Annotated in this window: 10 protein-coding genes; 6 read left to right on the top strand and 4 right to left on the bottom strand. The window is 65.0% G+C overall.

The features are described 5' to 3' along the window. The first annotated feature begins 5 nt into the window (after positions 1-5). Positions 6-653, top strand: coding sequence for a DMP19 family protein (locus tag ACI0FO_RS16295; protein WP_416028202.1), 648 nt, complete (start codon positions 6-8; stop codon positions 651-653). A gap of 317 nt (positions 654-970) precedes the next feature. Then, positions 971-1,852, top strand: a complete 882-nt coding sequence (locus ACI0FO_RS16290) for a prohibitin family protein (RefSeq protein ID WP_416028686.1) — start codon at positions 971-973, stop codon at positions 1,850-1,852. On the opposite strand, the gene ACI0FO_RS16285 is transcribed toward ACI0FO_RS16290, so the two are convergent. Further along, the gene (locus tag ACI0FO_RS16285; protein WP_416028200.1) at positions 1,845-3,950 is read right to left on the bottom strand and encodes a PTS sugar transporter subunit IIC/EAL domain-containing protein; all 2,106 of its coding nucleotides are present in this window, start codon (positions 3,948-3,950) and stop codon (positions 1,845-1,847) included. The genes ACI0FO_RS16290 and ACI0FO_RS16285 overlap by 8 nt on opposite strands. Before the next feature lie 261 nt (positions 3,951-4,211). Between ACI0FO_RS16285 and ACI0FO_RS16280 the strand changes: the two genes are divergently transcribed. From ACI0FO_RS16280 to fhuE, 4 genes are all read left to right on the top strand, one after another. Continuing rightward, positions 4,212-4,454, top strand: coding sequence for a hypothetical protein (locus ACI0FO_RS16280; protein WP_416028198.1), 243 nt, complete (start codon positions 4,212-4,214; stop codon positions 4,452-4,454). Between the two features lie 101 nt (positions 4,455-4,555). Further along, positions 4,556-5,059, top strand: coding sequence for an RNA polymerase sigma factor (locus tag ACI0FO_RS16275; RefSeq protein ID WP_416028196.1), 504 nt, complete (start codon positions 4,556-4,558; stop codon positions 5,057-5,059). Beyond that, positions 5,056-6,054 (top strand): FecR family protein, encoded by a 999-nt coding sequence (locus tag ACI0FO_RS16270; protein WP_416028194.1) that lies wholly within the window; start codon positions 5,056-5,058, stop codon positions 6,052-6,054. The genes ACI0FO_RS16275 and ACI0FO_RS16270 overlap by 4 nt, the downstream gene beginning before the upstream one ends. A gap of 210 nt (positions 6,055-6,264) precedes the next feature. Continuing rightward, positions 6,265-8,616, top strand: coding sequence for a ferric-rhodotorulic acid/ferric-coprogen receptor FhuE (gene fhuE, locus ACI0FO_RS16265; RefSeq protein ID WP_416028684.1), 2,352 nt, complete (start codon positions 6,265-6,267; stop codon positions 8,614-8,616). Positions 8,617-8,689: 73 nt separating this feature from the next. Here the strand turns inward: fhuE and ACI0FO_RS16260 are convergent, their stop codons facing one another. The 3 genes from ACI0FO_RS16260 to ACI0FO_RS16250 all read right to left on the bottom strand — a co-directional run bounded on the left by ACI0FO_RS16260 (position 8,690) and on the right by ACI0FO_RS16250 (position 12,770). Continuing rightward, entirely contained in the window at positions 8,690-11,134 is a 2,445-nt protein-coding gene (locus ACI0FO_RS16260) for a TonB-dependent siderophore receptor (protein WP_416028192.1), read from the bottom strand. A gap of 110 nt (positions 11,135-11,244) precedes the next feature. Beyond that, positions 11,245-12,249 (bottom strand): FecR domain-containing protein, encoded by a 1,005-nt coding sequence (locus tag ACI0FO_RS16255; protein ID WP_416028190.1) that lies wholly within the window; start codon positions 12,247-12,249, stop codon positions 11,245-11,247. Then, complete coding sequence (locus ACI0FO_RS16250) at positions 12,246-12,770, bottom strand: sigma-70 family RNA polymerase sigma factor (RefSeq protein WP_416028188.1); 525 nt, start codon at positions 12,768-12,770, stop codon at positions 12,246-12,248. Before ACI0FO_RS16250 ends, ACI0FO_RS16255 begins: the two co-directional genes overlap by 4 nt. Positions 12,771-12,829 lie beyond the last annotated feature (59 nt).

The following is a 12,829-nucleotide window of genomic DNA, read 5'->3' as shown; positions in this document are numbered from 1 at the left end:
TTGACATGTCATTGACCCCCTACCGCATTCAATCCATCGGCTTGACCGATACGCATCTGTTGCTGACGCTGGCCAATGGCCACGTGCTGTCCGAGCCGATCAAGCGCTACATCCGGCTGGAAAAAGCGACGCCCGCGCAACGCGAGCAATGGCAATGGGTGGATGACGGCTTTGGGGTGGTCTGGCCTGCGCTGCTGGCGCCGTCGGCCCAAGGCATGCTCAACGTGCTGGACCTGCTTTGGGACCAACGCTATGAACAGGCGATGGCCGCACTGGCCGCGGCCGAGTGGAACCTGGACCGCCTGCCGCTTGCCGACCAGGAACTGGTGGCGCTATGGCGCATGGAAGCCGACATCAACAACGGCGGCTTCATGCAGTTCCTGTGCAATTGGGGCGACCCGACCTGCCAGTTGGCCTTGCAGGCCCTGCGCAAGGTGGGCGCGGCCAACATGCTGGCCGTGCTGTCGCGCATGCGCGCGCTGATCGACCGTTTCGAAGCCCTGCCCGAGGTGGTGGCGCTGAACGATATCTACGGCGCCATGACCGATGCGGAACAAGAAGAGATGGAGTCGCTGGACCATGCGTTCTGGGACTATCCAGATGTGTTGTCGCGGCTGGGGTTGCAGTACTACGGCGTGAAGATCGCGCCCTGAGCGTTCGACATTTCCACCGCCCGCTACGCGTGCCGGGCCAGCGCGTGCCACGCGCAGATGTTGCTGGAAAAGTATGCTTGGCAATGTTCTGCAAAGTCTGGCAACACTCGTGCTCGTCGCGGGGGGCCATCCGTCCCCGCCTCGGGATAGAATCCGATGCTTCTTTCCCGGGGGGGACGCTCGATGAGGTATTTCCTGATCTTGGTTGGCGCGGCAGTGGTCGCCTACTTGCTGGCCCGCGGCATCGCGGCCGTGCTCTCGGACCGTAAACGTTCAAAAACAGATAGGGATTCCAAGTGAAGCCGACAGACATTCAGATGGTCAAGACGATCGGCGCGGTCAAGCCGCGTAGTATCAAGGTCGCTATCGGCGCAGGGATCCTGTTCCTGCTGATCTTGTTCCTGGCATTCGGTTCGTGGTTCCAGGTGGATCAGGGCGAACGCGGCGTCGTGCTGCGCAACGGCAAGCTGGTTCGCGTGTCCGAACCGGGCCTGGACTTCAAGACGCCCTTTATCGACAACGTGATGACGGTGTCGGTGCGCGACCACACGTTCGTGTTCGAGAAGCTGGAGGCCTACAGCTACGACCAGCAGCCGGCCCACCTGCGCGTGTCCGTGACGTATCGCGTGCCGCCCGAGCATGTGGCCGAGCTGTATTCCGAATACGGCACCATCGGCAATCTGCAAATGCGCGTGCTGGAGCGCAAGACGCCCGACGCCGTGAAAAACGTGTTTGGCCAATACACCGCCGTGCGCGCGATCCAGGAACGCCAGAAGCTGGGCCTGGACGTGAACAACGCCGTGCTGAAGACGATGGAGGGCGCCCCGGTGCAGGTGGTGGGCGTGCAGATCGAGGAAGTGGGCTTCTCGCAAGCCTACGAGCATTCCATCGAACAGCGCATGCTGGCCCAGGTGCAGATCGAGACGACGCGCCAACAGAAGGAAACGGCGATGATCAACGCCGAGATCCAGGTGGTCAAGGCCAAGGCCGAAGCCGACGCGCGCCGTCAGCAGTTCACCGCCGAGGCCGACGGCATCCGCATGCGTGGCGACGCCGAAGCGGCATCGATCCGCGCCAAGGCCGAGGCGCTGGCCGCCAACACCAACCTGGTGAGCCTGAACGCCGTGGAAAAATGGGACGGCGTGCTGCCGTCCACGCAAATACCGGGCGCGGCCTTGCCGTTCATCGGCATCAAATAGACGCCGAAGAGTGGGGATGCGCCGGCACGGGCGAAGCCGCCTGCCGCCGGCGCGTGAAATCCACCAGGCTGTCGCCTGACAGCGCCTTGCTGTAGTACCACCCCTGCACGATGATCTCGGCGGGGGATACCAGCGCCATCAGCTGCTGGTCCGTTTCCACTCCTTCCACGATGATCTGCAGGTTCAAGGCCTCGCAAAAGCGCAGCAGCCCGCTCATGACCAGCGCGCCGCGGTCGGACTCTTGCGCGATGACGAAGCTGCGATCGATCTTGACGGCATCGATCTGGAACTGATGCAGATAGCTCAGGGCGGAATAGCCGGTGCCGAAGTCGTCGATGTAGACCCGCGCGCCGATCGCATGCAGGCGATCGAACGCGGTATGCAGCGCCTGCGCGTCTTCCACCAGCGCATCCTCCGTCACTTCTACTGAAACATGCCCGCCGGCTTGCGCAAGCACGGTGATCAGCTTTTCCAGGTGGACGCCGGAGGTCAGTGTGCCCGGGGTGACGTTGATGGTCATCGGCAGCAGAAAATCGCGTTTGCGCCATTCCAGGTATTGCAAGACGGCCTGCTTGGCTACCCACAAGTCCACCTCGCGCATCAGATCCGCCTCTGCAAGCCATCGCAGGAATTCCACGGGCGCCTGCTGCGTGCCTTCCGGGCCCGTGGCACGCAGCAGGGCCTCGCAGCCGGTGCACAAGCCGCTGCGCAGCGACACCTGCGGTTGGAATTGCAGATAGAAATCGTATTGGCTGGCCGCGCGGATACGGGCGTTTTCGGTGATCCGGCGGGCGCGGTCGGTGTAGGTTCTCACGATGGGGTCTTGCCCGTGCAGCAGCGATTCTTCTTGTAGACGCAAAAAGGTGGTGTCCATCGATTTGAAGTAGACCGCCGCGCTGTCGTGGCGCTTGCGTTCCTGCGCCAGGATGAACGGCGCATACAGGCAGACGCCGATGCCGACCAGCAAGATCTGCAACACCACGCCGCTCAGGTTGTCGCCTGCGGCGACGTAGGCGTTGAACAGGACGGGCGAGGTCAGGGGCAGCGGCGTCGCGGCGGTCGGCAACCAGCCCAGGTGCACCACGCCGAGCGCGAGGACGACATTGGTCACCGGCGCCAGAATGAACGGGACAAGCAGCCGCGGGTTCAGGATCAAGGGCAGGCCGAACAACAGGATTTCGTTTACGTTCAACAGTCCCACGGGCAGGCTGGCCAGCGCCAGCAGCCGCAGGGATTCGTTGCGCGAAAAAATCAAGATGGCGGCTACCAGCGACATCGTCGCGCCTGAACCACCGATAAAGACGAAGGCGCCCAGCAGGGTGCTGTTCAGCGCATACATGCCCTCGTAGCCGGCGGCGTGGCTGACGGCGTTCAACTGGGTTGCTTGCTCCATCACGCTCATGACGGGCGCCATTGCGTGGTAGCCGTGAATGCCGAAGAACCACAGCAGGGAGTCCAGGCCGGCCATCAGCGCGCCCGATGTGAAAGGGCTTCCGAGTGAGGCCAGGTTCAACGGAATGTTGAATTGCGCAACGCCGGGAATGCTCAACAAGGCGGACAGCGCCACCACGACCAGGCACGCCGTCAGCAGGCCGGGCACGACCATGTTCAAGGTGTCGCGGACGTTCTCGCTGAGCAGTCCGTCCGGCGCCAGCCATGTCCAGCGGCGCCGATGCAGCCACGCCATCAACGGCACGGTCAGCAATGGCGAAATGATGGCGATGAAAAGCACCAGGGTGGCCGCCGCCAGCGGATAGGGCGCCATCAGGCCTTCGGCGATCACCACGTAGGACAGGCACAGGAACGCGGTGGGCAAGTGGGGAACATGATGGCGGAACGACAGCATGTAGCCGATGGACGCGCCGACCAGGATCGGCATGATGCCGGTGAGCTTGTCATGGATGCCGGTCAGCAGTTCGACGAGCGCGGCGGGCAGGCCCAGCTGGCGGGCGACAACGGACAAAACCAGGAATAGGGCGGTGACCAGCAGACAGGGCAATGTCCAAAGCAGCCCTTCGCGGATGGCTCGCAAGGAGCCAGCGGTGGCTAGCGCGGCCAAGCGGTCTTTCGGGAAGCGCGGCAGCGTTGATTTCGGCATGGCGGTTTTGCCCTGGATCCGTGCCAGCGAATGAATCCGCTGCCTTGTTTGTAAGAATCTTTTTGCCACATCCTAGTCGCTGTTTTCGCGGTTTAGCAATCGAAATGCCTCGAAATCCTAGGGATTCCCCTCTGTCAAGAATTGCAAAGGGGGCGCAAGGTGACAGTACAGGCTTAAAAGAGCGCTATACGATCAAGCGATTGCTCGCCCGTCTCGCGGGGTAGGCGCACCAGCCAATAAGCTTCAATAAAGGAGACATGGATGTCTCAGTTGGATTGGACGTCCGGCGATACCGCGCCGGATCGGCAGGGCTATTACGAAACCCGGTTCGACACGGGACGCACGGCCATCACGCTGTACAGCGTGCTGGGTTGGATGCCGGTGAAGACCCCCGGCAACATGGTGGGTTGGCGGCCGTTGCCGCCAGATGCGGAAAAAGAAGAGGCCGAACGGCACATACAGGAGATCCGGGCGGCGCAAAGCCATATCCCCATGGACTACTAGCGGGCCCGCGCATTGTGGCGGGCGCGCGACGATGTGGTTGCGATAATGAGAATTATTTGTGAAACTCGCAGCCCTGCCGTCATTCGCCCCGCGCTTGGTCCATGTCTCGCCCTTCCTCGCCCCGCACCGGTTGGCTCGCCTATTACGACGAGCTGGTGGGCGTATGGAGCCGGCGCACGGGCAACCGCCACGATGCTGAAGACGCGGCGCATGACGCTATCGAACGCCTGCTGAAAGCGGATGCCAGCGTTGCCCTGAAAGCGCGCGGCTATCTGTTCCAGGCGGCGGGGCACCGGTTGATCGACCGCTGGCGCAGGCAGGATCGCGCGGAACACATTCCGTGGGACGATCTGGACGAGGCCGACCAGCAGGTGCTGGAAGACGCCGACGCGCCCGTGCGCGCCGCCAGGCTGGCAGACGATCTGGCCAAAGTCCTGGCAGAATTGCCCCCCAAGTGCCGCGAGGCCTTCGTGTTGAACCGCATTGAAGGCTGGACGCAGGCCGAGGTGGCGGCGCATATGGGCCTGTCCAAGAATATGATCGAGCGCTATGTCATGCGCGCCATTGAACATGTGCGCGACCGGCTGCGCGAACACAACCCATGAGCATGCCTTTTTCGAACGACCGCGACGATCCGCGCGAACCCGCCACCGCCGCGTGGTGGTTCGCGCGCTGGCACTCGGGCGAGTTGACGCGGCGCGACCGGCGCGAGTTCGCCCGCTGGCGGCGCGCGCATCCTGATGCCGCGCGCGAATTTGACCGCATGCAGCAATGGGGGGAGGCCGCCGCTGGCCTGTCGCGGGAACAGGTGCACGGCCTGCTGGGCGGGGCGGTGCCGGCACGGCCGCGACTGCGGCGCCAGCGCCGCGTTGCGCTGCGCGTCGCCATGGCCTGTGCGGGGTTGGCTACCGTGGCGTGGGGCGTCTGGTGGAGCTTGCCGGTGCAAGCTCCGTCGTTCACCACGATGGTCAGCACCGAACGCGGGGAACGCCGCCAACTGACCTTGCCGGATGGTTCGGTGCTGGAGGTCAACGGCGGCACCCGCGCCCAGGTGAAGCTGTATGCGGGGCATCGGCAGGTAGACCTGGCAAGCGGAGAAATCAATTTCACCGTTAGCGCCGACCCGGCGCGGCCCTTCATCGTGGATGCTGGCAGCGGCGTGGTGCGCGTGACGGGCACGGTCTTCGATGTGCGCCGCGATGTGGATCGGGTGGCCGTGCTGGTGGCGTCCGGCACGGTAGAGGTATCAGGGGGCCGCTGGTGGAACCTGGGCCATGCCGTGCTGCGGGCCGGCCACGGCATCACGGTGCCGGGCAGCGGCGCGATCGGCGTGCCCGCGCCCGCCGACGTGCAGACCGCGACGGCCTGGCGGGACGGCCGAGTGGTGTTCAAGGACACGCCGCTGTCCGAGGTGGTGCGCGAGATGAATCGCTACCTGGCCACGCCGCTGCGGCTGGCGGATGACAAGGCGGGCCGTCTGCGGGTATCGGCATCATTCACCCTGGATCGCCCCGAGGCGCTGGTCGACGCCTTGCCGGCGGTGGCGCCGATGCGCCTGACGCCGCGGCCGGGCGGCCCCATCGACATCCACGCGAATTGAGCGCGCCCGGCGCTGTTACAAAATAAATAAGAATGAGATTCAGGTTTATCTGCGGTTGAGGCGTTCTACGAAGGAAGGCCCTTGCGCCGCACGCCCGGCGTCGGGCGCGCAACCCCCTCCGTCGAACCGAAACAGCAGATATTCGTGACCCATTCCACAAGCAGTCATTCCCCCGCGGCGATGCGCCGTCCGGGCACCGCGCCGCGTTTCATGCTTTCCACCCTGATGCTGGCCTTGGGCCTGGCGCTGACCGGCGCGCCTGACGCCGCGCGCGCCCAAGCCGCCGCCGTATCGGTGGACATCGCCGCGCAACCCCTGGGCGACGCCCTGATGCAATGGGCCGCCCAGACCAAGGTGCGCGTGTTCTATGCGCCAGACGTGGTGGCGGGTTTGAGCTCCCGTGGCCTGCGGGGCAGCCTGCCGCCCGAGGAAGCGTTGCGCAGCCTGCTGCAAGGCACCGGCGTGGCATACCGTTGGCAGGGCGACAGCATCATCCTGTCGCGCGACGGCGGCGTGACGAGCTTGGCGCCCGTGACAGTGACGGGCAGTTCGGACCCCGCCATCACCGAAGGCACCGGTTCGTACACCACGCCGGCGACGGCCGCCGCCACGGGTTTGACCTTATCGCTGCGCGAGACGCCGCAATCGGTCAGCGTGGTGACGCGGCAGCGCATCGAAGACCAGAACCTGCGATCGCTGGACGAGGTGATGGGCAATGTCGTGGGCGTGCAGGTGGTCAGCGAGGACACCGACCGCACCGACTTCTGGTCGCGCGGGTTCTACATCGACAGCCTGCAGTACGACGGCGTGCCGACCACCATCGGCTTGTCCATGTACGGCGAATCCGACAACGATTCGTTCGTCTACGACCGCATTGAAGTGGTGCGCGGCGCGACGGGCCTGATGACGGGCGCGGGCAACCCCGGCGCGTCGATCAACCTGGTCCGCAAGCACGCCAATAGCAAGACGTTCACGGGGTCGGTCAGCGCGGGCTTCGGCTCGTGGAACCAGTACCGCGGCACCGTGGATATGTCCACGCCGCTGAACGAGGAAGGCACCGTGCGCGCGCGCATGGTGGCGCTCTACCAGGGGCGCGACTCCTACATTGACCTTTACCACGCCAACAAGAAGGTGTTCTACGGCGTGATCGATGCCGACCTGACGCCGAACACGCGGCTGAGCGTGGGGGCGGACTATCAGGACAAGCGTCCGCGCGCCTCTACCTGGGGCAGCCTGCCCGTGGTGTTCAGCGACGGCACCGCCACCGACTGGCGCCGGTCCAAGACCACGGCGGCGGACTGGACGTATTGGCACACGACCAACCAGACGATGTTCGCCACGCTGGAACACCGCTTCGAGAACGATTGGGAAGTGCGCGCGGACTGGTCGCAGCGCAAGAGCAAGTACGACGCCAAGCTGTTGTACTTGTACGGCGCCCTGGACCGCGAAACCGGCACGGGCCTGCGTGCGCTGCCGGGCTACTGGAATTCCTACGCGCAGCAGACGTCGCTGGATGTGCAGGCGAAGGGGCCGTTCACGCTGCTGGGCCGCAAGCACGAGGTCGTGGTGGGCGCGATGCGCAGCCGTTACGGCGAGGATTTCTACCGCTACGGCTTTGACAGCGGTTCACTCGCCAGCACCGGCAACTTCTATCAATGGGACGGATCGTTCGCGCAGCCTGCCTGGACCACCGCCAGCCTGCGCCCGACCGTCACGCACCAGACGGGCGCATACGGCGCCGTGCGCTGGTCGCTGGCAGATGGCCTGACCGCCATCACGGGCGGCCGCTACGCGACCTGGAAATCCAAGTCGGACACGCGCGACCAGAAGGATTCGCAGTTCATCCCGTATGCCGGCGTGGTGTTCGACATCAACGACACGTATTCGGCCTACGCCAGCTACACCGACATCTTCCAACCGCAAGACAACCGCGACCGCAACGGCAACTATCTGGATCCGACGCAGGGCAAGAATTACGAAGTGGGCGTGAAGGGCGAATACCTGGACGGCAGGCTGAACACGTCCATCGCACTGTTCAAGGTCGAGCAAAGCAAGGTGGCCGTGCTGGACGGCGATGCGCTGGTGCCGGGCTCTTTCGAGCAGGCCTACACGACGGCGGATGGCGTTACCACCAAGGGGGTCGAACTGGAAATCAGCGGTCAGTTGGCGACAGGCTGGAACGCCTACGCGGGCGGCACCTATTACACCAGCCGCGATGCGCAAGGCGTCTCCGTCAACACGGAACGTCCACGCGCCATGGCCAAGCTGTTCACGACGTACCGTTTGCCGGGCGCCTTCAACAAGCTGACGGTGGGTGGCGGCGTCAATTGGCAGCTCTCGACCTATAGCGAAGTCAGCGCCGGCAACGACACCATCACCGTCAAGCAGAAGGCTTACGCCATCTACAACCTGATGGCGCGCTACGACTTCAATTCGAACTTGTCCGCGCAGTTGAACCTGAACAACCTGTTCGACAAGAAGTACTACCTGGGCGGTATCGGCAACCAGGTGTATTACGGCGAACCGCGCAGCGTGTTCGTGAACCTGACCGCGAAGTTCTAAGCGGTGGCGCGCTGGCGGGGCGCCGGCCGCACCCCCCGGGCCGCCCATTCGTAATCCACCGGGCGGCGCGGACTTAGAAGTCGAATTGCGCGGACAGCGATACCGAGCGCGGGCTGCCCATGTTCAACCAGCCGCCGCTGACGCCTGCGGCAGACGCCCAATAGCGCTTGTCGAACACGTTGTCCACCCCTAGGCGCAAGGTGACCGGTTTGGCGTTGGGCAAGCTCAGCACGTACCGCGCGCCCAGGTCCAGCGTTGTCCACGCGGGAATCTTCTGCGTGTTGCCCGTGTTCACGTATTGCGAACTGGCGTGGTTGACGCGCGCGGTCAGCGTCAACGACGGCACGAAAGCGGGATCCCATTCCACCCCCGCGCGGTACACCCATTTGGGCGCGCCAGCCGCCTTGTCGCCGTCGTTCTTGCCGTCGGGCGTCGAGGTCAGCACGGCGTCCAGCAGCATCGCGCCGCCCAGCACCCGCACGCCGCGCACGGGTTCGCCCATGACTGAAAACTCCAGGCCGCGGTTGCGCTGTTCGCCATTCAGCGAATACAGCCGCGTGGCGGGGTCGTACTGGGCATTGGGCCGGGTGGCCTGGAAAGCGCTGACGGTGGCCATCCAGGTGTCCAGATCCACCTTGACGCCGGCCTCGTACTGCTTGCTCTTGTAGGGGGCGAACACTTGTCCCGCGTTCAGGGCAAAGTCGGGCGCGGTGGGGCCTTTGTTCAACGCTTCCATGTAGTTGCCGTAGACCGAGACATTGCGCCAAGGCTTCACAACCACGCCCACGCCCGGCGTCGTGGCGCTCTTGTCGTAAGAATTGCCAACGCCATTGGTGTAGTCGGTCACGTCCACGCGTTGATGCCGGATGCCGCCCATGATCAGCAGCCGGCCGTCCAGCATCGACATCGTGTCCGCCAGCACCACGCTGCTCAAGTTGCTGCGCGAGGTCATGGGCAGGTTGTCGAGATCCGTCGTGAAGTCCGGCTTGGGGTAGTAAATGGGGTTGTAGAGATTCGACGCGCCTTCGCCGTTGTATTCGCGGGCCGCATAGTTCTTTTGCCACAGGCCGGTTGCGCCTACCGTCACCTCGTGCTGGATCGCGGCGGTCGAGAACGTGACGCGCACGCCGGCTTCTCCAGTGGTCGAGCGGGTTTCGGCCGGGCGATACGAGAAGTACTCCAGGAAGTCCCCCTGCGAATTACTGATCACCGGTTCCGGCGACAGGATGTCGCGCTGCGAGTGCTGGCCACCCACGGCGGCGTACGCCGTCACGTTCGACGCGATGTCCACTTCGCCGCGCAGCATGCCGTATTGGGTTTTCGAATTGGCGTAATTCCATTTTTGCGTGGGGTTGACGTCTTTGCCCGGCGGCTTGGGAATCGAGAACGAGCCGGTGTCGACGAAGTACCACCACGCGCCGCGTTCGATCTTCAGGCGGTCGTAGCCTAGATCGGCAGACAAACGCACCCGCTCGCTGCGGTAATCCAGGCCCACGGTGGCGTTGCCCATGGTCTTGTTGTTGTCGCGCACGGCGCCTTCGCCATTCCGGTAGACGCCGTTGACGCGGATGCCGAATTGGTCGGACTCGCCAAAACGCCGTCCGATATCGACGTGGCCGCCGAACTGCGAGCGCGAATCGTACGTGGCGGTAAAGCGGGTAAGGGGATCGTCTTCGGCCCGCTTGGGTACCAGATTGATGCTGGCGCCGATGCTGCCGCCTGGTGAAATGCCGCGCAGGAAGGCGGAGGTGCCTTTCAGCACTTCCACGCGTTCCACGGTTTCGACCGGCATTTTCGTGGGCGGCGCCACGCCGTACAAACCGCCATAAGTGATGTCCTCGCCCAATATGTTGAAGCCGCGCACGTGCGGCTGGTCGATGTAGCTGTCGCGCGGCCAGCCCGACACCACCGACGGATCATTGGCCAGCACGTCGCCGATGCTGCGCGCTTGCTGATTTTGGATCAGCGCCGCCGTGTAGTTCATGGTGGAAAACGGCGTATCCATCACATCGCGGTTACCCAGGATGCCGACCCGGCCGCCGGTGGCGACCTGCCCGCCGGGCGCCGGCGGAGGCGGTGTCCAGTTGTCGCGCATGCCGGTCACCGTGACGGGGCTGAGTGTTGTCACGCCGGGTTCCGCGGGGGCGCGGCGCAATTGGTAGGCGCTGCCACCGTCTTCCGCCACGGCCTCAAGCCCGGAGGCTTGCAGGATCCGCGCCAGGCCGCCGGATACGCTGTGGCTGCCCGACAGCCCCTGGCTGGACTTGCCTTGGGTCAGCGCGGGGTTGATCGCGATCAGTACATCGGCCTGCGCACCGAATTGCGCCAGCACGCTATCCAGGGATCCGGCTGCGATGCGATAGTCGCGGGCGGCGGCTTGTGCTTGGGGTTGCGCGTGGGCCGTGGCGCAAGCGCCAGTGAATACGGCCGCCACGGCCAGGGCCGCTGCGGCCAGCCGGAAGGACGTGGGGGCTTGAACACCGCGGCGCGCGGCGAAATGAAAAGAATGCGGGGTCATCGGCGTTGCGTTCCTTGGATGCCTTTGCCGCCAAATCGCGGCAGGCTTGCCGGTATGAAACGCGAGCGCTGGAAATCTGCCGGGCTGTTACAAAATACTTGGGGAAAGCGCTATTTCCGGCTGACGGTGACCCAGTAGCGGGTGCGGTACGTGATCCGCAGGTCCAGCACCCGCGCGATCAGCGACAGCGCCTGGTCCGTGCGGTCTAGCGGGAACGTGCCCGAGATTGGCAATGAGGCGATGTCGGGGTCGCATCGCACGATGCCTCGGCGGTACCGCGCCAGTTCGGCCAGGCATTGCGCAAGCGGCATGCGTTCGGCCATCAGCACGCCGCGCGTCCAGGATTCGGCCGATAGGCCCAATTCGGCGGGCGTCGATACGCGGTCGTCGCGCAAGTCGGCGCCCTGGCCGGCCTCCAGCAGAACGGATGGGCCGGTGCGCGGTTGCAGGCGCACGATCCCTTCGAGCAGCGCCACCCGGACATGGCCTTCGCCCGTATCGCGCACGCTGAAGCGGGTGCCCACGGGCGAGATGGTGCCGTGGCGGGTATCCACGCGTAGCGGGAGCCGGCTGGCCTGCGTGCCGGACGTCACCATGATCTCGCCGGCCAGCAGGACGACGCGTCGCACGCCGTCTTCGTCGCGAACGTCGAGGGCGGTGCCGGTGTTCATCAGCAAGCGCGCGCCGTCGTCCAGCACGACCTCGCGGCGTTCGCCCGCGTCGGTGCGGTAATCGGCAAAGGTTGCCCGCAAGGGATTCATGCCTTCCAGCGACCAGGCCATTGCGCCCACGCCGCCGGCAGTCAGGCCCAAGGCCAGGAAGCGGCGCCGGCCGCGCTGGCGTGCGACCTGTTCGATGGCGCTGCGTGCGGCGGGCCCTTGCAGGCGGTCCGCCGCGCCGGGCATGGCAAGCAGGGCGCAGACCCGTTGCCAGGCGGCTTCGTGATGCGGGTGCGCCGCGCGCCAGCGCGTACAGGCGTCGGCCACGCCAGGATCGCCAGGCGATGACTGCAATTGCACCAGGTGGGTGGCCGCCTGTTGGACCACGGCGGGCGGCAACGGCACGGCGTTCGGGTCGCGCTGGAACAGGGACCGCCCGTCGCTGCCGGCATTCACGCGTAGACCGCCTGATAGCAATGGGCGATTGCCTTCACCATGTCTTTTTGCACGACATTCAGCGTGAGCTTCATGTGGCCGGCGATTTCGCGGTAGCTCATGCCTTCCAGTTGGGCCATGAGGAAGATGCTGCGCGCACGCGCAGGCAGGTCCGCCAGTACGCGTGAGATCGCCGACAAGGCTTCGACCACCAGGGCGCGCTCTTCTTCAGACGGTTGCACGGCGTCCGGCTGGCTGGCCAGCGCTTGCAGGTAGCTGCGTTCCAGCGCCAGGCGGCGGTAATAGTTGGCCGTCAGCCGGGCGGCGACGGTGGTGAGGTAGGCGCGCGGTTCCCGCACGCTGGCGACGGATCCGGCGCACAGGATGCGTTCGAACACATCGTGCGCCAGGTCGGCGGCGTTATCGGCGTCGCCGCCGAGCTTGCGGCGTAACAGGTCCTGCAGCCAGCGGTGGTTGTCCCGGTAGAGGCGGTTCAGGTCATTGTCAGGCCCGGCGTCCGCCGCCATGCAATGGCTGCTCATGCTGCTCCCCAGTGCGAATTCGCGGTTCTTGTAAACGGATCGAAGACAATTATAATTGC

This window comes from Achromobacter marplatensis, assembly GCF_049060505.1.
GTDB lineage: Bacteria > Pseudomonadota > Gammaproteobacteria > Burkholderiales > Burkholderiaceae_B > Achromobacter > Achromobacter marplatensis_A.
The sequence above is the reverse complement of the archived record's forward strand: the minus strand, read 5'-3'. Positions and strand labels throughout refer to the sequence as shown.